25 protein-coding genes and 1 tRNA gene are annotated in these 24,986 nt (G+C 66.7%); 17 read left to right on the top strand and 9 right to left on the bottom strand.

What is annotated here, in order from left to right; translation table 11 throughout:
- Positions 1-122: 122 nt before the first annotated feature.
- Positions 123-1,565 (top strand): mechanosensitive ion channel family protein, encoded by a 1,443-nt coding sequence (locus TO66_RS21350; protein WP_044464138.1) that lies wholly within the window; start codon positions 123-125, stop codon positions 1,563-1,565.
- A gap of 220 nt (positions 1,566-1,785) precedes the next feature.
- Positions 1,786-2,226, top strand: coding sequence for a carboxymuconolactone decarboxylase family protein (locus TO66_RS21345; protein WP_044464137.1), 441 nt, complete (start codon positions 1,786-1,788; stop codon positions 2,224-2,226).
- 10 nt (positions 2,227-2,236) lie between these two features.
- Here TO66_RS21345 and TO66_RS21340 read toward each other — a convergent pair whose 3' ends face one another.
- Together TO66_RS21340 and TO66_RS21335 are read right to left on the bottom strand one after the other, a co-directional pair.
- On the bottom strand, positions 2,237-3,829 hold the full coding sequence (locus TO66_RS21340; RefSeq protein WP_044464136.1) for a DHA2 family efflux MFS transporter permease subunit: 1,593 nt from the start codon (positions 3,827-3,829) through the stop codon (positions 2,237-2,239).
- Positions 3,826-4,956 (bottom strand): HlyD family secretion protein, encoded by a 1,131-nt coding sequence (locus tag TO66_RS21335; RefSeq protein ID WP_044464135.1) that lies wholly within the window; start codon positions 4,954-4,956, stop codon positions 3,826-3,828. The genes TO66_RS21340 and TO66_RS21335 overlap by 4 nt, the downstream gene beginning before the upstream one ends.
- 200 nt (positions 4,957-5,156) lie before the next feature.
- Here TO66_RS21335 and TO66_RS21330 point away from each other — a divergent pair, with 200 nt between their 5' ends.
- From TO66_RS21330 to TO66_RS21310, 5 genes are all read left to right on the top strand, one after another.
- Positions 5,157-5,927 (top strand): tellurite resistance TerB family protein, encoded by a 771-nt coding sequence (locus TO66_RS21330; RefSeq protein ID WP_044464134.1) that lies wholly within the window; start codon positions 5,157-5,159, stop codon positions 5,925-5,927.
- Between the two features lie 141 nt (positions 5,928-6,068).
- A complete protein-coding gene (locus TO66_RS21325) occupies positions 6,069-6,602 on the top strand; it encodes a DUF3087 domain-containing protein (RefSeq protein WP_044464133.1) in 534 nt (177 codons plus the stop codon).
- Positions 6,603-6,795: 193 nt separating this feature from the next.
- Positions 6,796-7,581: a sulfite exporter TauE/SafE family protein gene (locus TO66_RS21320; RefSeq protein ID WP_044464132.1), complete on the top strand. Its 786-nt coding sequence runs from the start codon at positions 6,796-6,798 to the stop codon at positions 7,579-7,581.
- Positions 7,582-7,738: 157 nt separating this feature from the next.
- A complete protein-coding gene (locus tag TO66_RS21315; RefSeq protein WP_044464131.1) occupies positions 7,739-9,214 on the top strand; it encodes a PAAR domain-containing protein in 1,476 nt (491 codons plus the stop codon).
- Positions 9,208-9,606, top strand: coding sequence for a hypothetical protein (locus tag TO66_RS21310; protein ID WP_044464130.1), 399 nt, complete (start codon positions 9,208-9,210; stop codon positions 9,604-9,606). The genes TO66_RS21315 and TO66_RS21310 overlap by 7 nt, the downstream gene beginning before the upstream one ends.
- 64 nt (positions 9,607-9,670) lie before the next feature.
- Here the strand turns inward: TO66_RS21310 and TO66_RS21305 are convergent, their stop codons facing one another.
- Together TO66_RS21305 and ampC are read right to left on the bottom strand one after the other, a co-directional pair.
- Positions 9,671-10,225 carry a UPF0149 family protein gene (locus TO66_RS21305; RefSeq protein WP_044464129.1) on the bottom strand — a complete coding sequence of 185 codons (555 nt, stop codon included), beginning with the start codon at positions 10,223-10,225 and terminating at the stop codon, positions 9,671-9,673.
- 124 nt (positions 10,226-10,349) lie between these two features.
- On the bottom strand, positions 10,350-11,540 hold the full coding sequence (gene ampC / locus TO66_RS21300) for a class C beta-lactamase (RefSeq protein ID WP_044464128.1): 1,191 nt from the start codon (positions 11,538-11,540) through the stop codon (positions 10,350-10,352).
- A 179-nt stretch (positions 11,541-11,719) separates the two neighbouring features.
- Here ampC and TO66_RS21295 point away from each other — a divergent pair, with 179 nt between their 5' ends.
- From TO66_RS21295 to TO66_RS21285, 3 genes are read left to right on the top strand one after another with little or no spacing between them, the layout of a single operon-like run.
- The gene (locus tag TO66_RS21295) at positions 11,720-12,613 is read left to right on the top strand and encodes a LysR family transcriptional regulator (RefSeq protein ID WP_044464127.1); all 894 of its coding nucleotides are present in this window, start codon (positions 11,720-11,722) and stop codon (positions 12,611-12,613) included.
- 55 nt (positions 12,614-12,668) lie between these two features.
- The gene (locus TO66_RS21290) at positions 12,669-13,397 is read left to right on the top strand and encodes a transcriptional regulator (RefSeq protein ID WP_044464126.1); all 729 of its coding nucleotides are present in this window, start codon (positions 12,669-12,671) and stop codon (positions 13,395-13,397) included.
- A 5-nt stretch (positions 13,398-13,402) separates the two neighbouring features.
- Positions 13,403-14,188, top strand: coding sequence for a PhzF family phenazine biosynthesis protein (locus TO66_RS21285; RefSeq protein ID WP_044464125.1), 786 nt, complete (start codon positions 13,403-13,405; stop codon positions 14,186-14,188).
- Between the two features lie 70 nt (positions 14,189-14,258).
- On the opposite strand, the gene TO66_RS21280 is transcribed toward TO66_RS21285, so the two are convergent.
- Both TO66_RS21280 and TO66_RS21275 read right to left on the bottom strand, forming a co-directional pair.
- The gene (locus tag TO66_RS21280) at positions 14,259-14,744 is read right to left on the bottom strand and encodes an SgcJ/EcaC family oxidoreductase (RefSeq protein WP_044464124.1); all 486 of its coding nucleotides are present in this window, start codon (positions 14,742-14,744) and stop codon (positions 14,259-14,261) included.
- A 28-nt stretch (positions 14,745-14,772) separates the two neighbouring features.
- Complete coding sequence (locus tag TO66_RS21275; protein ID WP_044464123.1) at positions 14,773-15,759, bottom strand: zinc-binding dehydrogenase; 987 nt, start codon at positions 15,757-15,759, stop codon at positions 14,773-14,775.
- Between the two features lie 135 nt (positions 15,760-15,894).
- Here TO66_RS21275 and TO66_RS21270 point away from each other — a divergent pair, with 135 nt between their 5' ends.
- Both TO66_RS21270 and TO66_RS21265 read left to right on the top strand, forming a co-directional pair.
- Positions 15,895-16,782, top strand: coding sequence for a LysR family transcriptional regulator (locus tag TO66_RS21270; protein WP_044464122.1), 888 nt, complete (start codon positions 15,895-15,897; stop codon positions 16,780-16,782).
- A gap of 110 nt (positions 16,783-16,892) precedes the next feature.
- Positions 16,893-17,384, top strand: a complete 492-nt coding sequence (locus TO66_RS21265) for a GNAT family N-acetyltransferase (protein ID WP_044464121.1) — start codon at positions 16,893-16,895, stop codon at positions 17,382-17,384.
- A 16-nt stretch (positions 17,385-17,400) separates the two neighbouring features.
- Here TO66_RS21265 and cynR read toward each other — a convergent pair whose 3' ends face one another.
- The gene (gene cynR / locus TO66_RS21260; RefSeq protein ID WP_044464120.1) at positions 17,401-18,288 is read right to left on the bottom strand and encodes a transcriptional regulator CynR; all 888 of its coding nucleotides are present in this window, start codon (positions 18,286-18,288) and stop codon (positions 17,401-17,403) included.
- Between the two features lie 112 nt (positions 18,289-18,400).
- On the opposite strand from cynR, the gene TO66_RS21255 reads away from it, so the two are divergent.
- From TO66_RS21255 to TO66_RS21245, 3 genes are all read left to right on the top strand, one after another.
- Positions 18,401-19,060, top strand: a complete 660-nt coding sequence (locus TO66_RS21255; protein ID WP_044464119.1) for a carbonic anhydrase — start codon at positions 18,401-18,403, stop codon at positions 19,058-19,060.
- 29 nt (positions 19,061-19,089) lie between these two features.
- Positions 19,090-19,560 carry a cyanase gene (gene cynS / locus TO66_RS21250; protein ID WP_044464118.1) on the top strand — a complete coding sequence of 157 codons (471 nt, stop codon included), beginning with the start codon at positions 19,090-19,092 and terminating at the stop codon, positions 19,558-19,560.
- A 193-nt stretch (positions 19,561-19,753) separates the two neighbouring features.
- Positions 19,754-20,449 (top strand): tRNA (adenine(22)-N(1))-methyltransferase TrmK, encoded by a 696-nt coding sequence (locus TO66_RS21245; protein ID WP_044464117.1) that lies wholly within the window; start codon positions 19,754-19,756, stop codon positions 20,447-20,449.
- Positions 20,450-20,570: 121 nt separating this feature from the next.
- Here the strand turns inward: TO66_RS21245 and TO66_RS21240 are convergent, their stop codons facing one another.
- Positions 20,571-22,283: an amidase gene (locus TO66_RS21240; RefSeq protein ID WP_044464116.1), complete on the bottom strand. Its 1,713-nt coding sequence runs from the start codon at positions 22,281-22,283 to the stop codon at positions 20,571-20,573.
- 388 nt (positions 22,284-22,671) lie between these two features.
- Between TO66_RS21240 and TO66_RS21235 the strand changes: the two genes are divergently transcribed.
- Positions 22,672-22,746: transfer RNA gene (locus TO66_RS21235), tRNA-Gln, on the top strand.
- 137 nt (positions 22,747-22,883) lie between these two features.
- Here TO66_RS21235 and TO66_RS21230 read toward each other — a convergent pair.
- Positions 22,884-23,495 (bottom strand): response regulator transcription factor, encoded by a 612-nt coding sequence (locus tag TO66_RS21230; protein WP_044464115.1) that lies wholly within the window; start codon positions 23,493-23,495, stop codon positions 22,884-22,886.
- A 115-nt stretch (positions 23,496-23,610) separates the two neighbouring features.
- Between TO66_RS21230 and TO66_RS21225 the strand changes: the two genes are divergently transcribed.
- Positions 23,611-24,984: a hybrid sensor histidine kinase/response regulator gene (locus TO66_RS21225; protein ID WP_044464114.1), complete on the top strand. Its 1,374-nt coding sequence runs from the start codon at positions 23,611-23,613 to the stop codon at positions 24,982-24,984.
- Positions 24,985-24,986 lie beyond the last annotated feature (2 nt).

The following is a 24,986-nucleotide window of genomic DNA, read 5'->3' as shown; positions in this document are numbered from 1 at the left end:
GGATGAAGGCAGCGTTGCGCACAGGGGCCTCTGGCGAGGCCCCTGTTTTTTTCTTTTCCGGCTATACCTGCAAAGTGGCTTCTGTGCGATTGTCGCGCCTCTGACTGTGCTGGAGTTGCCCGATGCCGATTCTGTTCGTCGACCACCCGCTGTTCGCCGCGCTGGTCCTGATCCTGCTGGACATGCTGCTGTGGCGCCTGATCGGCACCTGGGTCGGTTACTGGAAGCTCGTGGTGCGGGTGGTGATTTTCAGCCTGTACAGCGTGCTGCTGTTCAACCAGGGCCTGAACCCGCTGCAGGCGGCGCCCTGGCCGGACGATGTGCCGATGCACCTGGCCGCCACGGGCTTGCAGATCGGTTGGTGGCTGTTCGGCGCGCGGACCCTGACGGTGCTGCTGGGCACCCTGATGATGCAACGGGTCGGGCACACCGGAAGGCTGCTGCAAGACCTGATGGGCGCGGTGATCTTCCTGATCGCCGTGATCGCGGCCATGGCCTATGTGCTGGAACTGCCGGTCAAGGGCGTGCTGGCGACCTCCGGCGCAGTGGCGATCATCGTCGGCCTGGCGTTGCAGAGCACCTTGAGCGATGTGTTCTCCGGCATCGTGCTGAACACCACCAAGCCTTACCAGCTCGATGACTGGATCTCCATCGACGGCACCGAAGGCCGGGTCATCGATATCGACTGGCGCGCCACCCGCCTGCAGACCTCCCAGGGCAGTACGGCGGTGATCCCCAACTCCATGGCGGCCAAGGCCAAGATCGTCAACTTCAGCCGTCCTGCCGACATGCACGGGCTGTCGATCAGTGTCCAGGTCAGCCCCCACGCCCGGCCGCAAACGGTGATCGAGGCGCTGGAGCGGGCCATGCTCGGCTGCCGTTTCCTGCTCGCGACGCCAGCCCCCAGCGTGACCCTGAAAAGCTCGGGCAACGCCGGGGTGGAGTATGAAATCAGCGGCTTCGTGTCTTCCATGGGGCAGAAGCGCGAAGTGCGCAACCAGCTGTTCGACCTGGCGTTCCGGCACTTGCAGGCGTCCGGCGTCAGCCTGCTGTCCAGCACCGAAAGCAGCGCGCCGGCCGATACCTCGCGGGCGCGCAAGCTGCTCGACAGCTCGAACATCTTCTCCACCCTGCGCCAGGAGGAGAAGGAAACCTTCAGCCAGAACATGACCCTGCAGACCTTCCGCGCCGGCGAGACGATCCTGGCGGCGGGGGAGGTCAGCGACCATCTGTTCATCATCGAGTCGGGCGTGGTCTCGGTGAGCCTGGTGCGCGACGGCAAGCTGTTCGAGGGCGGGCGCATGGGGCCGGGGGAAGTGCTGGGCGAGGCGGGGGTGGTCAGCGAAGAGGCGACCCGGGCCGACTTCACGGCCAAGAGCCAGTGCAGCCTGTACCGTATCGACAACGAGTTCCTCAAGCCGTGCCTGGACGCCCGGCGCGACATCAACGAGGCGATGAAGAACCTGCTGGATTTCCGCGAGCACCTGGCCCAGGCCCTGACCCAGGAAGCCCCGCGCCCGGTGGCGAAAAAAGGCTTCATGCAGTGGCTGCGCCGCCGCGCCTGACCCCAACGATCGTGTAGGAGCGCAGCTTGCGCGCGATGACGCCAGCCCGGCCACCGCAATCAATGGCCGCTGCGCGGATCGCGCGCAAGCTGCGCTCCTACGCAAGGTCGTCGTTGGGCCGGGGCGATTGGTCACCTGCTCTTCGCCGGAATTGGTTATTGGTCCGCAGCAGGCCCGGGCTTAACGTAGCGCCACATTCACTGTGACCCGGAGCCCCCCCATGCAACCGCGCATCGACTTCTACACCGCCTCGCCGGACGCCCTCAAAGCCATGATGGCGCTGGAAACCGCGGTCTCGAAACTGCCCCTGGAAAAGCCCCTGATCGAGCTGGTGAAGCTGCGCGCCTCGCAGATCAACGGCTGTGCCTTCTGCGTCGACATGCACACCGCCGATGCGCGCAAGGCCGGGGAAACCGAACGCCGCCTGTACGCCGTTGCGGTCTGGCGCGAGGCGCCGTTCTTCACCGACCGCGAGCGGGCGGCCCTGGCCTGGACCGAGGCCCTGACCCGGGTCAGCGAAACCCACGCGCCGGATGCCGACTACGAGCTGCTGAGCAGCCAGTTCAGCCCCAGCGAGCAGGTCGACCTGAGCCTGGCCATCGCCACCATCAACAGCTGGAACCGCCTGGCGGTGGGCTTTCGCAAGATGCCCAAGGCCTGACTCCCCTGGCTCAATGAGCGTCGGCCGACGGCGCCGCCGGCGGCGCGACCTTGCGCATCAGCGGCACCAGCACCGTGGCGACGATGAAGCAGGCCATGATCATCAGGAACGCATCGCCGTAGGTCTGCGTCTGCGCTTCGCGGTACGTCAGTTGCCACAGCTGGCGCAGGCTGGCGGTGACGCTCTCGTCCGGGCCCTGGCCCAGCGCCGCGAAATTGCCGCCGACCCGGGCCAGCCACTGGTTGAGCGCCTCGTTGCTGCTGTTGAGGTGTTCGGCCAGGCGGGTGAAGTGCAGGTTGGTGCGATCGTTGAGGATGGTCGCGCAGGCGGCGATGCCGATCGCGCCACCGAGGTTGCGCATCAGGTTGAACAACCCCGAGGCATGCTTGAGCCGCGCCGGGGCCAGCCCGCCCAGGGTCAGGGTCACTGCCGGCGGCACCGCCAGTTGCTGGGCGATGCCGCGCAAGGCTTGTGGCAGCAACAATTCGTTGGCCCCCCAGTCATGGGTGATCGGGCTGAAATCCCACATCGACACCGCGAACAGCCCCAGGCCCGCCATCATGATCCAGCGCAGGTCGACGCGGTTGGCGAGAAACGCATAGAGCGGGATCGCGAGAATCTGGAACACCCCGGTGGAAAACACCGCCATGCCGATGTCCAGCGCGCTGTAGCCGCGCACCCGGCCGAGGAACAGCGGCGTCAGGTAGATGGTGGCGAACAGGCCGATGCCGGTGACGAAGGAAAAGAAGCAGCCGAGGGCGAAGTTGCGATCCTTGAGGGCGCGCAGGTCGACGATGGGGTTGGCCGCGTGCAGGGTGCGGCCGATAAAGGCCAGGCCGGCCAGCCCGGAAATCCAGGCGGTGGCGAGGATGGTGCTGTCGCTGAACCAGTTCCAGCGCGGGCCTTCTTCCAGGGTGTATTCCAGGCAGCCGAGGAGCAGCGCGAGCAACAGCATGCTCAGGTAGTCGGCGCCCTTGAGCAGGCTCAGGTCCGGGTGGTCGATCTTCACCAGCAGCGGCACCGCCACGGCGACGAATACCCCGGGCAGCAGGTTGATGTAGAACAGCCAGTGCCAGCTCGACACCTCGGTGATCCAGCCGCCGATCACCGGCCCCAGGGTCGGCGCCAGGGATGCTACGGCGCCGATGGTCGCCGCGGCGATCACCCGCTGCTTGCCGGTGAAGAAAAAGAACGCGGTGGTGAACACCAGCGGGATCATCGAGCCGCCGAGAAAACCCTGCAGCGCGCGGAACACAATCATGCTCTGGATATTCCAGGCCGCGCCGCAGAGCAGGCTGGTCAGGGTGAAGCCCACCGCCGAGGCACAGAACAGCCAGCGCGTGGAGAACACCCGCGACAGCCAGCCCGACAGCGGGATGACGATGATTTCGGCGATCAGGTAGCTGGTCTGCACCCAGGCGGTTTCGTCGGTGCCGGCCGACAGCCCGCCGCCGATATCGCGCAGCGACGCCGAGACGATCTGGATATCCAGCAGGGCGATGAACATGCCGATGCACATGGTGGCGAAGGCGAAGACCTTGGCCGCGGTGGCCATGCTGGCCGCATCGAAGGGCTGGGCCGGGGCGGCGAGGGCCCGGCTCATGGCGCGCTGGCCACGGCGGGCGCGGCGCTTGCCGGACGGTCCTGGGTGTCCACCGCGGCCGTCACCGACAGGCCGGGGCGCAACTGGCCGAGCAGGGCATCCTGGGGATCGAGGATCACCCGCACCGGCACCCGCTGGACGATCTTGGTGAAATTGCCGGTGGCGTTTTCCGGCGGCAGCACGCTGAACTGGGCGCCGGTGGCCGGTGCCAGGCTGTCCAGGTGGCCATGGAACTCGCGGCCGGGCAGCACGTCGGCGCGAATCACCACACGCTGGCCGGGGCTCATGTGTTGCAGCTGGTCTTCCTTGAAGTTGGCGTCCACCCACAGGCCGCTGGCGGGCACCAGCGACAGCAACTGGGCACCGGCCGTGGTGTAGGCGCCATTGCGCGCCCGGCGGTTGCCGATTACCCCGTCCATGGGCGCGCGGATCTCGGTGTAGCCCAGGTTCAGCTGCGCCAGGTCGCGTTCGGCGCTGGCCTGCAGCAGGGCAGCCCTGGCCTGCAGCTTCTGGGTGGCGATCACCTGCAACTGGCGCTGGGTCGCCAGCAGCTCGGCCTGGGCCCGGGTGTTGAGGGCCTGGGCGGTCCTGAAGCCGGCCTCGGCCCGTTGCGCGCTTTCCACCGACACCGCCGAGCTGCCTACGAGGCGCTTGTAGCGGGCATTATCGTCGCGGGAGCGGTTCATCTCCGCGGTGGTGGCGTCGATCCCGGCGCGGGCCTGGCTGATCACCGCCTGTTGCAACTGTTCGGTGGCATCCAGGTTGGCCAGCAGCGCCTGGGCGGCGGCCACCGCGCCTTCGGCCTTGGCCAGGTTGGCGCGGTAGTCCCGCGAGTCGAGGCGGATCAGCAGGTCGCCGGCCTTGACCCGCTGGTTGTCGCTGACCAGCACCTGCTCGATGTAGCCGGCCACCTTGGGGCCGACCACGGTCACGTCGCCGCCTATGTAGGCGTCGTCGGTCTTTTCGATAAAGCGCCCGCTGGTCCACCAGTGCAGGCCGTAGAACGCCAGGCCCACCAGGGCTGCCAGCGCCAGGGCGGTGAAGGCCAGGCGCTTGAGCACGGGCGGTTGGTCCGGGACCGGGGTGGCAGTGACGGCGGAGGGGTCGAGGGTGGGCAGGCTGGTCATGGCGGGGCACCGGAGGCTGAATATTATTGTCGCAATATGATATATGTAATATTTGCTGGCAATTCAATTCTTGCGCCGATCGTCAGCTGGTGGGCCGGTGCTCGGCAGTGCGGGCCGTGGCAGAAGTGCCAGCAGTTGGCGCAATCCGTGGCGAAGACTATTGTTGGCAATCTGAATAACTGCCCCAAGAGAGCGATGCCATGAACACCAGTGATTTGCTTGAACAGTTGCTGCGCGCCGGCCAGGCCTCGATGACGCAGCAAGGTGGCGGGGCTTCGGCCTCGCAGGATGGCCTCGGAGGCCTGGGTGGCTTGCTCGGTGGCCTGTTGGGCGGCAACAGCGCGGGCGGTGGCGCCACGGGCGGGCTGGGCGGCGGTGGGCTGGGTGGCCTGCTCGGCGGCCTGTTGGGCGGTTCCGGGCTGGGCGGTGCGTTAGCCGGCGGCGCGGCTTCCGGTGGCGCCGCCCAGGGCCGTTCCGGCGGCGGCATGAACTACGCGGCGCTGGCCTCCCTGGGCATGATGGCGTTCCAGGCGTACCAGGCCTGGCAACGGCAGCAACAGACGGCGGCGCCGCAAGGGCTGCGCACGGTCGACCAGCTGGCCGGCCCGGAAGCCGAGGAACACAGCCACGCGATCTTGCGCGCGCTGATCGCCGCGGCCAAGGCCGACGGCCGCATCGACGAACAGGAAAAACAGCTGATCGGCGCCGAAATAGGCCGGCACACCGACGATCCGCAATTGCAGCAGTGGCTCGACGAGGAAGTCGCGCGTCCCCTGGACGCCGCCGACGTGGCCCGCTCGGCTGCGGGCGAGCCGGGCATGGCTGCGGAAATGTACCTGGCCAGCGTGATGCTGGTGGACGACCAGCAAGACGCCGAGCGCAATTACCTGGACGAACTGGCGGCGGCGCTCAAGATCGACCCCGAGCTGCAACTGCACCTGGAACAGCAGGCCAAGGGCGGGGCGGCCTGAACAACGCCCACCGGCCCCTCGCGGGGCCGGTAGGGTCTTGCGGGCCCGGGGTGAATTGTCGCAGTGCGGATTTAATCGCCATCTGTCGACACCGGCGAGGTGATAATGCCGGCCTGTCCATCCGCCGAGCGCGCCGTCCCCATGTTCGAGATCCAGCCGCAGAACCCCGAGCTTTTCCGTCAGCAGACCCGCCGCAGCACCCTGTATATCGCCCTGATCTTCCTGTCCCTGGCCATGTTGCTGTCCAGCGCCGCGGTGTTGCTGTTCGGCACCCCGGGCGGCGACAACTTTCGTCTCAATGTTGCCGGCGTGCTGGCCGGGTTGGTGCTGAGCATCGCGCTGATGCGCCTGCGGTTCTGGTCGCAGCCGTGGATGGCCGCCGCGGTGTACGGCTGGCAGCTCAAGCGCAGCCTGATGAGCGTGACCAATGTCATGCACCACGTCACCGCCGGGGTCGAGGCCGGGGACCCGACGGCGATGAAGCTGCTGCGTTTCTATCACCTGGGGCTGATCCAGATGCACCAGCTGGACGCCAACTCCAGCGCCTTGAGCCAGGCGGTGCATGAGATCGACCGCCACAAGGAGCGCATGGAGACCCTGGGCATGGACACTCGGCAAGAGCGCCTGGACCCGGACTGGATCGACGCGGTGAAGCGGATCGCCCCCGGAAAATGACCGATAAACGGGCCCTTGGCGCGCTCGCGAAGCCATGTACAGAAAGCATGCGTAGCCCGCGTTGAATGCGCGCAATGCATGGTTTTTTGGAAAGTGGTTATAACGTTAGATTTTATTTTTATAAATGGACATAAGCATTAGCGCTATGCTGCCGCCAGTTTTTTACCTGGCCGCGATTGCGTAGGGCTTATTGATGGATGTGGGCAATTTCGGTTTTGTAGTCGCGGGCCTGATAGTGGGTTTCATCGTGGGGATGACAGGAGTGGGCGGCGGTTCGCTGATGACCCCGATCCTGTTGTGGTTCGGCATCAACCCGGCAACCGCCGTCGGCACCGACCTGCTGTACGCCGCCATCACCAAGTCCGGTGGGGTGCTGGTCCATCAGAAGAACCGCAATATCGACTGGAAGATCACCGGTTGGCTGACCCTGGGCAGCGTGCCGGCGGTATTGGCCACCCTGTGGTTCCTCAAGAGCCTGGACACCGACCCGCAAGCGCTGAACAGCGTGATCAAGCAAGCGCTGGGCGTGGTCCTGCTGCTCACTGCGCTGGCGATCCTGTTCAAGAAAAAACTGCTGGCCTTTGCCCAGAAGCATGCCGGCGACCACTACCACCTGAAGGCCTCCAGCCTCAACGCGCTGACCGTGGTCACCGGGCTGATCCTGGGCACCATGGTCGCCCTCACGTCCATCGGCGCCGGCGCCCTGGGCACCGTGGCGTTGTTCATCCTGTATCCGTTCCTGGCCACCCGGCGCCTGGTCGGCACCGAAATCGCCCACGCCGTGCCATTGACCCAGGTCGCCGGCCTGGGCCATGCCAGCATGGGCAACATGGACTGGCAGTTGCTGGGCTTCCTGCTGATGGGCTCGCTGCCGGGGATCTGGCTGGGCAGCCACATGAGTGGCCGTGTCTCGGACGAACTGCTGCGACCGTTCCTGGCGCTCATGCTGTTCTCCATCGGTTACAAACTGGCGTTCTGATCCGCTGCTCGCGGTCGAAGCAAAAGCCTCCTGCGGGAGGTTTTTGCGTTTTTGCGGGATGTCTTTCCACTGCTGCAAGCACTTTCAGGAACGCCTGATTCAGCCGCCTGACCCGCATCGTTACGTTCGAGGCCCATTTCTCACTCGGACGTAAGCCATGGCCTTGGTCATCAGGGAAGGCGACCCCACCACCACCGGTGGCAAGGTCATTGCGGGGTCAGGCAGCACCTTTGTCGTGGGGCGACGGATCGCCCGTATTGCCGACCCGGTCTGGTGCCCGGTGTGCCAGACGGTTGGCTTTATCGCCGAAGGTCATCACACCTGGGCCGATAACCATCAAGCCACGGCGGTGGAAGGCGGCCGCGTGCAATGCGGTTGCCCGAGCGGGGCCAATCGCCTGATCGCCACCCAGGGGACGGTCTGTTCCGGCAACCAGCCGTTTATCCCGCTCGACAGCGATTGCGTCGGGCCCGCGGTGGCCAACACTCAACGCTGGGCCGACGCCATTCACCAGGGCTACCCGCAAAACCCGTTTGCCGATGCGGTGCCGCGGGACCAGGTGCGCGGCCTTGCGGTGGCCCACGGCGATATCGTGTCACCGCCGCTGTCCGTGCAGGACACGCAGCACCTAATCGAGCCGGGGTTTCATATCGTGCAAACGCCGATGACTCGGGCTGTATTGGAGACAGTGCTCTTCGGTCAAGCCGACGCGGCGGTGCTGGAGAAATTCCGCCGGCTCAATCCGCACCTCGCGAACGATGCCAAGCCTGGGCAACTGGTCGTGCTCAGTCATCCCGACAATTACCAATGCACCCGTGAAGAAGCGCAACTGATGGCAGCAGCGGAGCAGGTGAGTACGGCCCTGGCGTCCCTGAGCGATGAGGAAGCGGCTTTTATGCTCAAGTACCGGGCGCAGGTCGAGTCGATACTGGCCTATGGTTCGACGGTTCTAGGTGTCGGTACAGCGGCGGCTGGCAACCCTATGGACGGTTTGAAAAGGACCCTGCTGGATATCGAGGCCTTGCATCAGACGTTCTTTCTGCGGGATGGGCATTTGCGCAGCGTCGAGTTCTTTGCAGAAAGGAGAAAGCTGTTTGCCCAGTTGGATACCAACCTGAATTCCATCACCAAAATGAGCATTGCCTTTCCCGATCACCCCAACCTTAAAAGTGCCTTGGGGATTTCCAGTCGCAGCCTGGTGCATCGCTGGACCCAGGCGGGTGCGGTTGGGCAGATACCAGGGTATGCGACGCATATTGAAGGTGTTGCGAGAGCGTCCAGGGTGCTTAAGTGGGGTGGTTGGGTTGGCATTGCATTAGGTGGCGGGGCGTCTTATGTGAAGGTGCAGGATGTGTGCTTGGCGGGAAACAAGGAAGCGTGTGAACGGGTGAAGTTTACGCAGGCGGGGAGTTTCTTGGGGGGAGTAAGCGGTGGAGCGCTAGCGGGGGTGTTTTTAACATCGTCTACAGCGGGCGCCATCTGTGTAGCTATTGGTGTTCCTACAGGGGGAATGGGCAGCGTCGCTTGTGGTTTAGTGGTGGCCGGTGGCGGAAGTTATTTTGCCAGTAAGCGTGGGGAATCAGCTGGAGAGTTTTTTGGAGAGCTGATTTATGAGGGAAAAACTGCATGGTAATCACTGCTGCACATATCGTTCTGGGGGGGTGTATCGGAATAACTTTTCTTGGCATGTTCACCATGCTCGGCGTCTATCTGTATTGGGGATATACCCGTATGGACGAGATGCTCGGACATGTCAGGAATTGCCAGATGATCACCGGCAACAGGTTCTATCTGTCCATGGGGCCCTGGGGCCGAATGATGATGGTGGGAGTAGTCGCAGGTTATTTGGCCTGCCCGGGCTTTTTCATCAGGAGAGGGTTGTTGGATGCCGATGAGATAAACAACTTCCCGCAACCGCTCAAAAGAAGATTGATCATTTCGCACTACATCATGGGTGGGCTGTTGCTGAGTCTGCTCATGGAGTCCGCGGCTGTAACGCTGATAAGGCATTGGCCTGTCATCTAGGCGAACCTTTGGTCGTCATGCTCCAGCCCCCAAGGGCAGGCACCCCGCCTGCCCCCGTCCCCCCTCAGCGTTGCGCCAACCAATAATCGTGCAGCCCACGCGCTGCCTGTTCGACGCTGGCCACGGTCTGGCGATGCTGAGCCAGGTCGAGATCGGCCGGCAGTTCGAAGTTGTCCTGTTCGGCGCAGCTGATGATCGCTTGCAACTGGGCGGCCTGGGGGGCGGGGAGTTCGGGCCAGTTGCTCACGGCCATGGCGCGCAGGTAGCCGAAGCACCATTCCTCGGCCAGGACCAGTGGCTGGTCCTGGTGTTCGGTCTCTTCGAAGCGCGGGGCGAAGTGCGTCGGGACGCTGGCCAGCGCGGTGGCGATGGCGTTCAGATGGCGCACGCTCAGTTCGATGAAGCGCTTGCATTCTTCCGGGCTCTGCCAGTCCGGGTTCTGCCCGCCCCAGATGGCCGGGAACCATTCGGCAATGTCCACCTGGGTCGGGCCGGACACCAGGGCCGTGCAGAAACCGTCGAATTCGGCGAGGTTGAGCACGGAGTGGTCGTCGCCGTACTTGAGCAGGGTGTCTTCGAGGAATTCGAATTCGGCGGGGTTCAGCGGCGAGTTGTGCATGGACGGCTTCCTTGGAAAAGCGTGCGCCGCCGATGACGGCGGCGCGGGAAAAGACGCGGAGGATGGCGCGTTCCGCCGGTTTTAGCCAGCGCCGATCATCGCGCTCGTGCCGCTGGCCGTCGTTTCAGGGTTGCCCGGCCACCGCGGTGCTCTTGTCCAGGGCCTCGAGCAGCGCATGGGCGACCTTCACCCGTTCGGCGTTGGGGTAGTTCTTGTTCGCCAGCAGCACCAGGCCGATGTCCTTGCCGGGCACGAACAGCACATAAGTGCCGAAGCCGCCGGTGCCGCCGGTCTTGTTCAGCAGGGTATCGGCCTGCGGCGCCTGGGGCGGGTTCAGCCAGCGGGTCGGGTGGGGCTCGAAGGCCATCTGCGCCGAGTTGCCGGCCAGCAGGGCGTCCAGGCTGGACGGGTAAGGGTAGAGCTCCCAGCCCAGGCCCTGGGTCATGCCTTCGACCTGGTAATAGCCGGTGTGGGTGAGGGCGATGGCCTGCTGCCAGGGCTGGGGCAGCGCTTGGGGCTGGAGGTTGGCCTGGACGAAACGCAGCAGGTCGGCGGCGCTGGTCTTCACCCCATAGGCCTCGGCGTCCATGGCGCCGGGGCCGACGCGCACCGGCTTGCCGTCCTTGTCGTAGCCCTGGGCGTAATGGCCCTGCTGCGCGGCCGGGACCTGGAGGTAGGTGTGCGTGAGGCCGAGCGCCGGGAACAGGCGCTGCTCCATGGCCTGGGCGAACGGTTGCCCCAGGCTCTGCGCGGCCAGGTAGCCGAACAGGCCGAGGCTCGGGTTCGAGTACAGGCGCTGGGCACCGGGGGCGTAGCTCGGTTGCCACTGCTGGTAGTAGCCGAGCATCTTGGCCTGGCTGTCCCATTGCTGCGGGAACTGCAACGGCAGGCCGCCGGCGCTGTAGGTGCCCAGTTGCAGCACGCTGATGCGCTCGAAGGCGCTGCCTTGCAGGGCCGGCAGGTAGCGGCTGGCCGGCGCGTCGAAGGCCAGCTTGCCGCTGGCCTGGGCATACGCCGCCAGGGTCGCGGTGAAGGTCTTGCTCACCGAACCGATCTCGAACAGCGTGTCCTGGTCGACGGCTTTCTGCTCTTCCCTGGAGGCCAGGCCGTAATTGAAGTAATGGGGCTGGCCCTTGACGGTGATGGCCACGGCCATGCCGGCGATGCCCTGTTGTTGCATCAGCGGGCGGATCACCGCGTCGACCAGCGGTTTCAAGGCGCTGTCCCGGGGAGCGGCGGCGAGGCAGTCGCCGGCGCCGAAAGCCAGCAGGGACGCGGCGATAAAGCCGGGCAAGGCTAAGTTTTTGTTGTGCATGATGGGGAGGCATTCCATGATTTTGCAGAAAGAGTAGCCGCTGCGATCCAGGCGGCCGGGCCCGCATACAGGTGTTCAGGTGCAGCGTGGTACGGCGGGCGGGCTCAATGTAGGTGTCCGGCGAGGGATCGGCAAACGATGATATTTCGCCCGAGCCATTAGAAAAACTAGGGAGTGTCATGATCCGACCCCATTTGCCGCTGAATGCCCTGCGGGCGTTCGAGGCCTCGGCGCGGCACTTGAGCTTTACCCGCGCCGCCATCGAGCTGTGCGTGACCCAGGCCGCGGTCAGCCACCAGGTGAAGAGCCTCGAGGCCCAGCTCAATGTCACGCTGTTCAAGCGCCTGCCGCGCGGGCTGATGCTCACCCGCGAGGGCGAAACCCTGCTGCCGGTGCTCTGCGAATGTTTCGATCGCATCGCCCAGGCCCTCGGGCGCTTCGAGGGCGGGCACTACCGCGAAGTGCTCAGCGTGGGGGCGGTCGGCACCTTCGCCGTCGGCTGGTTGCTGCCGCGGCTGGAGGATTTCCAGGCGCGCCACCCGTTCATCGACCTGCGCCTGTCGACCCACAACAACCGGGTCGACGTGGCCGCCGAGGGCCTGGACTACGCCATCCGTTTCGGCAGCGGCGCCTGGCACGGCACCGACGCCGTGCAGTTGCTGGAGGCGCCGCTGTCGGTGCTCTGCGTGCCGGAGCTGGCGCGGCAACTGCGCCATCCCGCCGACCTGCTCGGGCAGACCCTGTTGCGCTCCTACCGCGCCGACGAGTGGCCGGAATGGTTCAGCGCCGCCGGCCTGCCGGCCAATACCCTGCCGTCGCGCAGCATCGTCTTCGACTCGTCCCTGGGCATGATGGAGGCCGCGCAGCAAGGCATCGGCGTGGCCCTGGCGCCGCCGCTGATGTTCGAGCGCTCGTTGCAGGCCGGCAGCATCGTGCAGCCGTTCGCGGTGGGCATCACCACCGGCAGTTACTGGCTGACCCGCCTGCAATCCCGGGCGCAGAGCCCGACGATGCTGGCGTTCAAGCACTGGTTGCTGGAGGCGGTGGCGCAATCGATATCAACAAAAAGTTGAATATTCAATGGCGTGTTGATATTTTTCCGCGAATCATTTTTCCCGCGAAACCGTCATGAAGCCGCCAAAGTCCCGTTTTTGCGCCGAACACGCCGCCGAACGCCAACTGCTGTTCAAGGTGCTGCGCAGCACCGTGACCATGCTCGGCAACGTGGTCGGCCGGCACATCGAAATCGTCTTGCATGACCTGAGCCGCCCGGAGGCGTCCATCGTCGCCATCGCCAATGGCCATGTCACCGGGCGCCGGGTCGGCAGTCCGGTGCTGGGCGGGCCGCGCGACGACCTGGGGTTCATCGCTGTGCGTCGGGCCATGGAGGACCGTTCCGGCAGCGAGCCGGTGGTGGTGGAGAACTACCCGACCACCGCGCCGGACGGCCGGCCGTTGCGCAGCTCGACGGTGGTCTACCGCGACAGCAGCGGCCAACCCTTCGCCACCCTGTGCAGCAACGCCGACCTCAGTGGCCTGGCCGCCGCCCATGCCTGCCTCGGCGAGTTGCTGGGCCTGGCCGCCGCTCCCGAGCCGCGCGGCGACGAACCCCAGGACATGGAGCAGTTGATGGCGCAGATCATCCACGGCGCCTGCCCCGGCGGCACCGCCCTGATGAAGAAACCGCAGAAGCTCGATGCCGTGCGCCAGATGCAGGATCGCGGGCTGTTCATCGTCAAGGGCGGCATCGAGAAGGCCGCCGCGGCCCTGGGCGTCACCCGCTACACCATCTACAACTACCTGGACCAGCTCCGGGCCACCGACCACGCCAACCCATCCGCACGAAACCAGGAGTGAACCCGATGCAGCTCGACATCTTTCAAGTGGACGCTTTTTCCGCCACGCCTTTTGGCGGCAACCCGGCCGCGGTCTGCCCGCTGCAGGCCTGGCTGCCCGATGCCACGCTGCAACGCATCGCCGCGGAGAACAACCTGTCGGAAACCGCCTACTTCGTGCGCAACGGCGAGGGGTTCGAGTTGCGCTGGTTCACCCCGACGGTAGAGGTCGACTTGTGCGGCCACGCCACCCTGGCGGCGGCCTGGGTGCTGTTCGAGCAATTGCACGAGCCCAGCGACGTGCTGCGTTTCACCACCCGCAGCGGCGAGTTGCGCGTGCGCCGCGACGGCGAGCGCCTGTCCATGGATTTCCCGGCCAAGCAGCCGGTCGCGGTGGAGATCGCCCCGGGCCTGCTGCACGCCCTCGGCCTGTCGAGCGCCCAGGCGCTGTACCGCACCGACGACTACCTGCTGGTGGTCGAGGACGAGGCGAGCATCGCCGGCCTCACGCCCGATTTCGCCGCCCTGGCCCGGTTCGACGTGCGTGGCATCGCCGTCACCGCGCCGGGCCGGGAGTTCGATTTCGTCTCGCGCTGGTTCGGCCCGAACGTTGGCGTCAACGAAGACCCGGTCACCGGCTCGGCCCACACCTCCCTGGCGCCGTACTGGGCCGCGCGCCTGGGCAAGAAGCGCCTGAGTGCGCAGCAGGGCGGGGCGCGCAAGGGCCAGCTGTGGTGCGAAGTGCTGGATAACGGCCGGGTGCTGATCAGCGGCCAGGGCGCGCTGTACCTCAAGGGCACGATCTTTCTCTGAGGCGCTGGATCGCGCCGGCAAAAAAACACCCTGGACCTTGCGGCCAGGGTGTTTTTTTTGCGCGGGGCGCCTACTGCGCGGCGGGCGGGTTGGTGGTCGAGAAGATATAGCGCGCAAAGCGCCACTGGCCATCGCTTTCCCGGTGCAGCAGGAACACCTCCTGGTTGCCTTCCGGGCTGGCCTTGCCGTCGCCGGCCAGGACCTTGACCGTGCCCTTGGAGCGGGTCCGGGCAAAGGCCCAGTCGGGCGACAGCGGCTGGATCTCGTCGATGGTGAAATCCACCTCGAGCTTGATCTGGCCGAAGATCTGGCGGTACGCGGCGCGCACGGCGTCGCGGCCCACCACCGGCTGGCTGTTCTGCGGCATGAACACCGCATCCTTGGCGTACAGGGTCATCACCTGGTCGACGTTGGAGGCGTTGAGCGCGCGCTCATAGCGTTCCAGTTGCCGGGTCACTTCGTTGCGCACCGCGTCGCTGGAGGCGGGGGCGGCCGCCTGGGCCGCCATGGGCAGGACCGAGGCGCCCAGGATCATGGCGATCAATGTGTTACGCATGGCAATACTCCTTGAGGGTGGCAGGGGCTCAGAGCACCACGACCAGCTTGCCCAGGGCACGATCGCTTTCCATCAGGCGGTGGGCCTGGCGGACTTCGTCGAAGGCGAAGGTCCGGGCGCGGATCGACGGCATGCGCTTGGCGGCGACCTGCTCGGCGATCCAGGCCAGCGGCGAATCCTTCAACGGCATGGCCGCGGTGCCCAGCAAGCCGCTGGGGAAGAAGTTCAGCCGCACCGCGCCGGGCAGGTCCTGCATCAGGTGCAACTGCTCCAGCACCGGCGCGCCGCCCAGCAGGCCGATGACGCTCACCGCGCCGAACGGCCGCACGGTCTTGAGGGTATCGCGCAAGGTCGCGGCGCCGACCACTTCCAGGGCCGCGTCGACGCCGGCGGGGGCGAGTTCCCGAACGCGCTGGGCGATCTCGCCGCTGTCGATCACCACCTGGTCCGCGCCCACGTCTCGCAGGCGCTGGCTGTTGGCGGCGCTGCGGGTGGTCGCGATCACCGTCAAGCCGCGGGCCTTGGCATAGGCGATGGCAGCCATGCCGACCGAAGACGTGCCGCCACGGACCAGCAGGGTCTGGCCGGGCTGGATCGCCAGGCTCTTGTCCAGCGCGCCCCAGATTGTCAGGTAAGCCTCGGGCAGGGCGGCCAGTTCTTCCCAGGAGAGGGTGCTGCCGTCCAGTGAGACCACGTTGTCGCGCAGCACGGTGACCTGTTCGGCGTAGCTGCCGTTGCGGCCGAATTGCATGCCGCCCATGGCGGTGGCTACGCGCTGGCCGGTGCGGAACACGCCGGCCGGGTCATGGATGACTTCGCCCACGGCTTCGATGCCGGGCACCCGTGGGGCAGTGATCTCGCCCATCTTGCCGGCCCGCAGGTAGGTTTCCGCACGGTTCAGGCCGAACGCCCGGACGCGGATCTGCACTTCGTCGTGCTTCGGCTCGGGGGAGGGGATGTCTTGCAGTTGCAGGGCTTGGGCATCACCGGGTTGTTCAATCACGTAGGCTTTCATGGTCGTTTCCTCGGGTGCGTGGCGGGTGGGTGGAGGTCGTTCGCCAGGCAGTGAGGCCACTATCCATCAATCGAATCTGGAAGATAATCCACAGGAAAGATAAGCTGGATCTCAAAAATGAGAGGGGTGGCCACCATGGATTTCAATGCGGTGCGCATGTTCGTCGGCGTGGCCCAGGCCGGCAGCCTGTCGGCTGCGGCCGAGCGCCTGGATATTCCGTTGCCGACCCTGAGCCGGCGCATCCGCGAGCTGGAGCAGCAGTTGCAGGTGCAGTTGCTGGAGCGTTCGGTGCGCGGCACCCGGCTCACCGATTCCGGGGCGCGCCTGTACGAGCACGCCAGCCGGGGCATCGAGGCGCTGATCGAAGGCGAGCAGGCGGTCATCAGCGACCAGGCGCAGTTGAAAGGGCGCTTGCGCTTGTCCCTGCCTCCCGCGTTCGAGCCGTGGTGGGAAGTCCTCGCGGCGTTCCAGCGCAGCTACCCGCAGATCCAGGTCAGCGTCTACACCACCGAGCGGCGTATCGACCTGATCGAGGATGGGGTGGATGTGGCGCTGCGCGTCGGCAGCATCGCCCACGAGAGCATGATCGCGCGGCGCATGCTCAGCTATCGCCACATCCTGGTGGCCAGCCCGGCCCTGGTCGAGCGGCGGGGCGGGCTCGACAGCGTGGCGGCGCTGCATGGCTTTCCCTGCGCGGTGTGGAGCCAGGGGGCCGGGGCGAGCTGGCGTCTGGGCGAGGAACTGTTCCAGCCCGAGCCGGTGCTGGCCACCAACGATTACCTGCACCTGCGCAGCCGGGCCCTGGCCGGCGATGTGGTCACCGAGCTGCCACCGTTCCTGGCGGCGCAGGCGATCCGCGAAGGCCGGCTGCTGGCGCTGCTGCCCGGGCAGCCGTTGCCCGAGCAGCAGATCAACCTGTTGTACCCCTCGCACCGTCACCCCTCGGCGATCGTGCGAACCTACCTGGACTTCGCGCAGGGCCATCTGGACTACCTGGCCCAGGTGTCGTCGACGACGGCGTAAGGCCGGGCGGGTTCGCAGGCGAGCCGGGCGGCCAGCCTGCAGGGTCGTACCCCCCAGGCCGGGTTTTCTCTAGACTGCGGCCTTCCATGGCTTTTCAGGATCAGAATTCAATGTCCGCCCTTGGCTTTCGTAACGCCGTATTGTCCGACGCCGCCCGCTGCTTCCAGATTGAATCCACGGCCTACGAGGGCGACGAAGCGGCCACCCTGGAGAAAATCTCCACGCGCATCGCCCAGTATCCGCAGGGCTTCCTGGTGCTGGAGCAGGCTGGCGAGATCGTCGGCTTCATCAACAGCGGCTGTGCTTTCGAGGTGGTGATGGCCGACGAGGCGTTCAAGGAACTGGTGGGCCACGCGGCGGACGCGCCGAACGTGGTGATCATGTCGGTGGTGGTCGACCCGGCCCGGCAAGGCCAGGGCCATGCCCGGCGCTTGATGGACGAATTCGTCGCGCGCATGCGCGCCCTGGGCAAGCGCAGCATCCACCTGATGTGCAAGGCGCAGCATGTGCCGCTGTACGAGCGCATGGGCTATCGCTACGTGCGACCTTCGCCCTCGGAACACGGCGGCATGGCCTGGCACGAAATGCTGATGACCCTCTGATCCGGGTCGGCAGGTCCTAGGGTGTTTGCAGCTGCCCGGCGACCTGGACGGCGGTTTCGCTAAAGGCGCGCGCGGCCGCGCTCTGGTAGGCGCCCTGGCGCTGCATGAGCACGGCGGTGCGTTGCAGCCGCTGCGGCAGTTCGATCGCGCGCAGGTCCGGGTGCGTCCGCGCGAGGGTCGCCGGCAGCAGGGTCGACAGCCCGGTCCGGCGCACCACCTCGATCACCGCGCCGATGGCGTTGGCCTCCATCTGCACCCGCGGGCGAATATCGTGCTGGCGGCAGTAGCGGTCGATCTGCTCGCGGGTGGCGAACTCGCCGCTGAGCAGCACCAGCGCCTCGTCGTTCAAGGCGGCCAGTCCCACGCTGCGCTGCCCGGCCAGCGGGTGCGCGCTGCCGACCACCAGGGCCAGGGTCTCGACCAGCAGCGGGCGGCTGTCGATGTCCCGGGCCTGCACTTGCTCGAAGGCGATGCCCAGGTCCAGCTCGTCGGCCAGCAAGCCTTCCTCCATGGATTCCTGGGCCATTTCCCGCAGGTTCAGGGTGATGTGCGGATAACGCCCATGGAAAGCCTCGACCAAGGGCCCGACCAGGTAGGTGGTGAAGGTCGGAGTCACCGCCACCCGCAGCGAGCCGCGGCTCAGGTCGCTGACATCGTGCAGGGCGCGCTGACCGGCCTGCAGCTCCTGCGCGGCGCGGCGCGCATGGCGCAGGTAGACCTCGCCGGCGTCGGTCAGGCGCGTGCTGCGCCCCGAGCGGTCGAACAACTGCACGCCGAGGCTTTCCTCCAGTTGCCGGACCTGCTGCGACAGCGCCGGCTGCGAGACATGCAGGGCCGCCGCCGCGCGGGTGAAGCTGTGATGTTCCGCCACCGCCAGGAAGTAGTGGATAGGTCGGGCAAGCATGGGTGCTCTCATAAGATTATCTGATGGGGCGCATCATAAATGAGACTTTTACCTTATGTCGTGCGCTGCGTAGCCTTTACTTCATCGCAGCGCGACGACTCAAGGAGTCCCCATGCAAGACATCATCGACGGTTTCCTCAAATTCCAGCGGCACGCCTTTCCCGAACGGGCCGGCCTGTTCAAGGACCTGGCCACCCGGCAGAGCCCGCGGGCGCTGTTCATTTCCTGCTCCGACAGCCGCCTGGTGCCGGAACTGGTGACCCAGCGCGAGCCGGGCGAGCTGTTCGTCATCCGCAACGCCGGCAATATCGTGCCGTCCTACGGCCCCGAGCCGGGCGGCGTGTCGGCCTCGGTGGAGTACGCCGTCGCCGCCTTGCAGGTCGCGGACATCGTGATCTGCGGGCATTCCGACTGCGGCGCGATGACCGCCATCGCCACCTGCAAATGCCTGGACCACATGCCCGCCGTGGCCGGCTGGCTGCGCTACGCCGATTCTGCGCGGGTGGTGAACGAGGCCCGTCAACACGCCCACCCGCAGGCCAAGGTCGAGGCCATGGTCCGCGAAAACGTGATCGCCCAGCTGGCCAATCTCCAGACCCATCCCTCGGTGCGCCTGGCCCTCGAAGAAGGGCGGGTGACGCTGCACGGCTGGGTCTACGACATCGAGAGCGGCGCTATCGAGGCCTTCGATGGCGGCACCGGCAGGTTCGTGTCCCTGGCGGACAACCCCGGCGTGCGGGGCATCTGCCCGCCGCTTCGACACGCGGTCTGAACCCTTTTTTCATCCCACGGAGACACCCCATGATCCAGTCGCAAATCAGCCAGAACGCCCGTCTCGCCCTGAGCGAAGTCATCCTCCTGGCCAAGGCCCGCAAGGACCTGTCGTTCGCCCAGATCACCGACGGCACCGGCCTGTCCGAAGCCTTCGTCACCGCGGCCCTGCTCGGCCAGCACCCGCTGCCGGCCAGCGCCGCCCAGGTGGTGGGCGACAAGCTCGGCCTCGACGCCGACGGCGTGGCCCTGCTGCAGACCGTGCCGCTGCGCGGCAGCATCCCGGGCGGCATCCCCACCGACCCGACCATCTACCGCTTCTACGAGATGCTGCAGGTCTACGGCACCACGCTGAAGGCGCTGGTCCACGAGAAATTCGGCGACGGCATCATCAGCGCCATCAACTTCAAGCTGGACGTGAAGAAAGTCGACGACCCGGAAGGCGGTTCGCGCGCGGTGATCACCCTGGACGGCAAATACCTGCCCACCAAGCCGTTCTGATCGACGCCCGGCAAACGACCCGGCACCTCCTTTGGGGGGCGCCGGGTCGCTCGCGCTGGCGCCCGGGCGGCTCCGCCGATCGGTCCGTCCGTGGCGCCGCGCGCATAGATTTGAAATGTCCTGCATTGCCCGACAGAATCGCGCCCCGAGCCGGCCACAGGTGCCGGACGTTCGTAGCGAGAAGGGGCGGCAGTTGAACCAACAGACATTGTCCATGCGCCTGGAGCGCGTGGCGGCGCAGGTGCCGGCGGGTGCGCGGCTGGCCGACATCGGCTCGGACCACGGCTACCTGCCGGTGGCGCTGCTGCGCCGTGGCGTCATCGACGCGGCGGTGGCCGGCGAAGTGGCGCCCACGCCATTCCACGCCGCCTTGCGCAGCGTGCGCGACAGCGGCCTGGAACAGCGGATCAGCGTGCGCCTGGCCAACGGCCTGGCGGCCATCGAGCCGGCGGACGGGATCACCGCGATCAGCCTCTGCGGCATGGGCGGCGAGACCATCCGCGACATCCTCGACCGCGGCCAGGCCCGCCTGAGCGGCCAGGAGCGCCTGATCCTGCAGCCCAACGGCGGCGAGCAGCCGCTGCGCCAATGGCTGATGGACCACGGCTACCGCATCGTTGCCGAGGAAGTGCTGCACGAGAACCGCTTCGACTACGAAATCATCGTCGCCGAGCCCACGGGCCCTGTGAGCTACAGCGCCGAGGAGCTGTACTTCGGCCCGCTGCAGCTGCAGGCGCGCAGCCCGGCGTTCCTGCTCAAGTGGCAGCGCCGGCTGCGCCAGAAACACAAGACCCTGGCCCAGTTCGACCGGGCGCGGCAGGCGGTGCCCGAGGCGACGCGGCAGGAAGTGGCCCGGCAGGCCCGCTGGATCGCCGAACTGCTGGCCTGAGCCCGGCCCTATGCCCAGCCGCTGTGCGCGCCGCTGAGCAATCGCAGCTCAAACAAATGGCAGCTCAAACAAAAGGGGATGGGCGCTGGCGCCCATCCCCTTTTTTCTTGCCCTGACGGCGTTATCGGCCTGGGTTCAAGGCCGGCGTGCGCGGTGGGACCAGGCGCTTGCTGCCGGTCGATTCGAACGCCGCGGCCAGGCGCAACAGCGTCGAGTCGTCGTAGGCGCGGCCGGCGAACGTCAGCCCGACGGGCATGCCGATGTCCGGCATCACGCCCATCGGCACGGTGACCGTGGGCACGCCCAGGTGGCGGATCGCGAGGTTGCCGTTGGCGACCCACACGCCGTTGCTCCAGGCGATGTCCGCGGCTGCCGGGTCGACATCGGCGTTGGCCGGGCCGACGTCGGCCACGGTGGGGAAGAGCACCGCGTCCAGCCCGAGCCGGTCCATCCAGTCTTCTAGGTCGAGCTTGCGGGTTTTCTCCAGGCCGCGCAGGCCGTCGGGCAGGGTCTCGATCCGGTCCCAGGGGGTGATGCCGCGCTCGGCCATCTTCACGTATTCGTCCATGCCCGCGGCCAGGTCGCCCTCGCGGTTGGGCAGGGTGCCCGGGTCGTGGGGGAAGATCAGCGGGCCGTCGACGTCGACCAGGCGATTGAGCTGCGGGTCGCCGTTGGCCTGCAGGAAGTCGTCGAACGCCCAGGCCGTCAGGTCCCACAGTTCATGGTGCAGGAACTCCTTGGACACCAGGCCGCGGTTGAACACCGTCGGCGCGCCAGGGCGATCGCCTTCGCAATTGGAGACCAGCGGGAAGTCCACTTCCAGCACCTCGGCGCCCGCCGCTTCGAGTGCCTGGCGGGCCTGTTGCCACAGGTCGATCACCGACGGCCGGGTATGGATGCGCTGCCCGGTCGGGCCGCCGATGCCCGGCGCTTCGCTGGTGCCGGCCTCGGGGTCGGCGTTGATGTACATGCGCGGCACGCCGAAACGCTTGCCGGCCAGGGCCGTGGCCGGGGCCGCCAGGGCCGGGTAGGACGCGGGGCGTACGCTGGCCACGCTGGGGATCGGCACCCAGGGTTGCAGGCGCCACAGGTCGCCGCGGGTGTCCGGGTCTTCAGCGACGACGACGTCGAGCACTTCCAGCAGGTCGGCCATGGTCCGGGCGTAGGGCACCACCACGTCCATGGTCGGGGTCAGCGGCCAGTTGCCGCGGACCGAAATCACCCCGCGCGACGGCGTGTAGGCGCACAGCCCGTTGTTCGAGGCCGGGCCGCGACCGCTGGACCAGGTTTCTTCCGCCAGGCCGAAGGCAGCGAAGCTGGCGGCGGTGGCCGTGCCCGCGCCGTTCGACGAGCCCGAGGCGAAGGGCGCGGTCAGGTAGTCGGCGTTATAGGGGCTTTCCGCGCGGCCGTAGACTCCGCGTTGCATGCCGCCGTTGGCCATGGGCGGCATGTTGGTCTTGCCCAGGCAGATGGCGCCGGCCGCGCGCAGCCGTTCGATGGTGAAGGCGTCGCGATGGGCGACCAGGTGGGCAAAGGCCGGGCTGCCGGAGGCGGCGGTCAGGCCCTTGACCAGGTAGCTGTCCTTGGCGGTGTAGGGAATGCCGTCCAGCGGCCCCAGGGTTTCCCCCCGGGCGCGGCGGGCATCGCTGGCCCGGGCCTCGGCGAGCGCCTCGGGGTTGCGCACGACGACGGCATTGAGCGCGGTGGGAGTATCGGGGCCGTCGTAGGCGTCGATCCGGGCCAGGTAAGCCTGGACCAGTTCGACCGCGGTGGTCTGGCCGGATTCGAGCGCGGCCCGCAGTTGGGCAATGGAAACCTCGGTGACTTCGATCATGCGGTTACCGCCGACTGATGGGAGAGAGGGTAAGGGCGGCCATCACGCTGGCGCTGGGGCGGCGTGGGCACGGCACGGGTCTGCAATTGGGTGTTCATATCGGTTCTCGTTGCGCGGCATGACGCGACAGGGGTTGGGCTACAACCTGAACGGGGTATTTTGCACCAAGTTGCGGCGCGGGCGCCGCTAAAGCTTTGCGCCGGCGACGAATCCCGGCGTTGTGCCGGCCGTGGGCCCGCTGCGCCGAGGGTAAAAAAGTAAGTGGCTGTTTTCACAACAGATTTGTGAATAAATTGCTTCCCAGGCGCGAGAAAAGTTGCTAAATTTGCGCCCGTTCTCGCCGAGGTCCTCCCAGGACCTGCAGTCAAGGCGAGCAACATCGCATCACAGGGGCGTCGCCAAGCGGTAAGGCAGCAGGTTTTGATCCTGCCATGCGTTGGTTCGAATCCAGCCGCCCCTGCCATTTTTCTTCCCCAGCGTACCCTTCGGCCAGCCGGCCTGAAGCGCGTGCGAGCCGGGTTTCTCTCCCTACAGATTTCCACGCCAGGCCTTTGTGCGCCCGCTCGGGTGTCGCTCCGTCTGTTGCCGCCGGGCGGGCGCCTACAACCCGCTCGAATACTTCACCGCCGCGGCGGCCCGGGAAGGCACGTCGAGCACGCGCAACAACGCCGTCACGTGGATGCGCACGGTGAAGGGCGAAATGCCCAGTTCGCGGGCGATTTCCTTGTTGGTCTTGCCCTGGGCGATCAGGCGCAGCACTTCCTGCTGGCGCGCGGTGAGCGTGCGGGCGCCGGCGCTTCCCAGGGGCAGCAGGCCCGAAGGCGCGAACTTGACCAGCACTTCGCCTTCGCGAATGGCCTGCACCGCCTGGCCGATCTCTTGCGGGGCGATGTTCTTGCCGATGAAACCGTCGACGCCGGCGGCCATCACCTCGCCGATCAGGGCCTGGTCGTCGACCATCGACACCACGATCAGGGTGGTGCGCGGCAGTTGCTGGCGCAGCGCGGCCAGCTGGCTGATGCAGGTCAGGCCTGGAAAACGCAGGTCGAGAATCAGCGTGTCCGGCTCGTCACCGCTGCGGATCAGGGCGAGTACCGCGTCCAGGTCGCCGGCCTGCTCGATCTGCGCGTCCGGCAGCAGGCGTTGTACGGTGCGCAACATGCCTTCGCGAAACAGCGGGTGATCGTCGGCTATGATGATCCGGCATGGCATAGGGTGAGCCTCCTTGGGTCGAGCTTTCCTTGAGGCAGGCTACTTTAGCAGCGAGCCCGGCAACTGCCTTGCGATTCGTGCCGGGTATGACGACTGACGCACAAGGATGTTCCCCATGAAGTTCGAGAAAAACTCCGAGCTCGACCAAGCCAACCTGCGCATCATCGTGGCCAGCTGCGCGCTGGTCTATGTCGGCGCGCTAGGCTTCTTGCCCGGACAGCAGGTCGCCACCTACCTGCCGATCGTGATCTACATCGGCCTGTTCCTGCTGCTGTCGGTCGTCCTGCGCCAGGCCATCGTGCGCTGGCCCGGGCATTATCCGGCGCGGCGCGTCCTGGGCATGGTCCACGACTACACCGGCACCTCGTTCGGCCTGGTGGTCGGCGGGGATGCGGCGTTGCCGCTGTACGCGGTGATGGTGTGGGTCAACCTGGGCAACGGCATGCGCTTCGGTTCGCGCTACCTGGCGATCGCCACCGTGCTGGCGTTGCTGGCGCTGGTGATCGTCTATCGCCTGACGCCGGCCTGGCAGGCGCACCCCTTCATGGTGCTGATGCTGCTGATCACCAGCACGGTGATCCCGGTCTACGCCCACCTGTTGCTCGAGCGCACGCGCAAGGCCTCGGAAGAGGCGATTGCCGCCAACCTGGAAAAGTCGCGGTTCCTCGCCCAGGCCAGCCACGACCTGCGCCAGCCGATCCACTCCATCGGCCTGTTCACCGCCTGCCTGCGCGAATCGCCGCTGGGCGAGGAGGAGCGGCGCCTGGTGGACAACATCGACCGCTCGCTGCTCAACGTCTCGCAACTGTTCCGTTCGATTCTCGACCTCTACACCCTGGACAACGGCCGGGTGCAACCCAGTTTCCAGTCCCTGGACCTGGGGCAATTCCTCGCCGAGCAGGTGCGCGAAAACGCCGAGGCCGCGCGCTGGGCCGGGGTGGAGTTGCGCCTGCGGCCCTGTTCGCACTGGGTCCGGGTCGACCCGGCGCTGCTGGCGACCATGGTCCAGAATGTGCTGTCCAACTGCTTCAAATACGCCGCGCAGCTGCCGGTGCCGCGCGACGAAGCGCGCCAGGCGGGGCTGCTGACCGGCTTGAAGGTCTGCCTGGTGGAGGACGACCGCAACGTGCTGCTGGCCACCTCGGCCTTGCTGGAGCGCTGGGGCTGCGTGGTCCAGGCCGAGCTGACGGCCCGCGACCTGGTCAGCGACTGCGACATCATCGTCGCCGACTACGACCTGGGTAACCACGCCACCGGCATCGAGTGCATCGACCAGCTGCGCGAGCAGCGCGGCTGGGCGGTGCCGGCGCTGATCCTCACCGGCCACGAGGTGGAGAAGATCCAAGCCGCGTTGCACGACCGCAATATCGCCATCCTCTCCAAGCCGGTGCGCCCGGCCGAACTGCGCGCCAGCCTGCGCGCGCTGCGCCAGCAGCCGGCGCTGGTGCCGCTGGCCGAAGTGCTGCCCGGGGTGATGCCCCCGGCGTGAGG

The sequence above is a fragment of the Pseudomonas sp. MRSN 12121 genome (assembly GCF_000931465.1).
Taxonomy (GTDB): Bacteria; Pseudomonadota; Gammaproteobacteria; order Pseudomonadales; family Pseudomonadaceae; genus Aquipseudomonas.
The sequence above is the reverse complement of the archived record's forward strand: the minus strand, read 5'-3'. Positions and strand labels throughout refer to the sequence as shown.

Coding starts and splice junctions, on each gene's coding strand:
- TO66_RS21350 (WP_044464138.1), top strand. CDS start 123: ATGCCGATTCTGTTCGTCGACCACCCGCTGTTCGCCGCGCTGGTCCTG.
- TO66_RS21345 (WP_044464137.1), top strand. CDS start 1,786: ATGCAACCGCGCATCGACTTCTACACCGCCTCGCCGGACGCCCTCAAA.
- TO66_RS21340 (WP_044464136.1), bottom strand. CDS start 3,829: ATGAGCCGGGCCCTCGCCGCCCCGGCCCAGCCCTTCGATGCGGCCAGC.
- TO66_RS21335 (WP_044464135.1), bottom strand. CDS start 4,956: ATGACCAGCCTGCCCACCCTCGACCCCTCCGCCGTCACTGCCACCCCG.
- TO66_RS21330 (WP_044464134.1), top strand. CDS start 5,157: ATGAACACCAGTGATTTGCTTGAACAGTTGCTGCGCGCCGGCCAGGCC.
- TO66_RS21325 (WP_044464133.1), top strand. CDS start 6,069: ATGTTCGAGATCCAGCCGCAGAACCCCGAGCTTTTCCGTCAGCAGACC.
- TO66_RS21320 (WP_044464132.1), top strand. CDS start 6,796: ATGGATGTGGGCAATTTCGGTTTTGTAGTCGCGGGCCTGATAGTGGGT.
- TO66_RS21315 (WP_044464131.1), top strand. CDS start 7,739: ATGGCCTTGGTCATCAGGGAAGGCGACCCCACCACCACCGGTGGCAAG.
- TO66_RS21310 (WP_044464130.1), top strand. CDS start 9,208: ATGGTAATCACTGCTGCACATATCGTTCTGGGGGGGTGTATCGGAATA.
- TO66_RS21305 (WP_044464129.1), bottom strand. CDS start 10,225: ATGCACAACTCGCCGCTGAACCCCGCCGAATTCGAATTCCTCGAAGAC.
- ampC (WP_044464128.1), bottom strand. CDS start 11,540: ATGCACAACAAAAACTTAGCCTTGCCCGGCTTTATCGCCGCGTCCCTG.
- TO66_RS21295 (WP_044464127.1), top strand. CDS start 11,720: ATGATCCGACCCCATTTGCCGCTGAATGCCCTGCGGGCGTTCGAGGCC.
- TO66_RS21290 (WP_044464126.1), top strand. CDS start 12,669: ATGAAGCCGCCAAAGTCCCGTTTTTGCGCCGAACACGCCGCCGAACGC.
- TO66_RS21285 (WP_044464125.1), top strand. CDS start 13,403: ATGCAGCTCGACATCTTTCAAGTGGACGCTTTTTCCGCCACGCCTTTT.
- TO66_RS21280 (WP_044464124.1), bottom strand. CDS start 14,744: ATGCGTAACACATTGATCGCCATGATCCTGGGCGCCTCGGTCCTGCCC.
- TO66_RS21275 (WP_044464123.1), bottom strand. CDS start 15,759: ATGAAAGCCTACGTGATTGAACAACCCGGTGATGCCCAAGCCCTGCAA.
- TO66_RS21270 (WP_044464122.1), top strand. CDS start 15,895: ATGGATTTCAATGCGGTGCGCATGTTCGTCGGCGTGGCCCAGGCCGGC.
- TO66_RS21265 (WP_044464121.1), top strand. CDS start 16,893: ATGTCCGCCCTTGGCTTTCGTAACGCCGTATTGTCCGACGCCGCCCGC.
- cynR (WP_044464120.1), bottom strand. CDS start 18,288: ATGCTTGCCCGACCTATCCACTACTTCCTGGCGGTGGCGGAACATCAC.
- TO66_RS21255 (WP_044464119.1), top strand. CDS start 18,401: ATGCAAGACATCATCGACGGTTTCCTCAAATTCCAGCGGCACGCCTTT.
- cynS (WP_044464118.1), top strand. CDS start 19,090: ATGATCCAGTCGCAAATCAGCCAGAACGCCCGTCTCGCCCTGAGCGAA.
- TO66_RS21240 (WP_044464116.1), bottom strand. CDS start 22,283: ATGATCGAAGTCACCGAGGTTTCCATTGCCCAACTGCGGGCCGCGCTC.
- TO66_RS21230 (WP_044464115.1), bottom strand. CDS start 23,495: ATGCCATGCCGGATCATCATAGCCGACGATCACCCGCTGTTTCGCGAA.
- TO66_RS21225 (WP_044464114.1), top strand. CDS start 23,611: ATGAAGTTCGAGAAAAACTCCGAGCTCGACCAAGCCAACCTGCGCATC.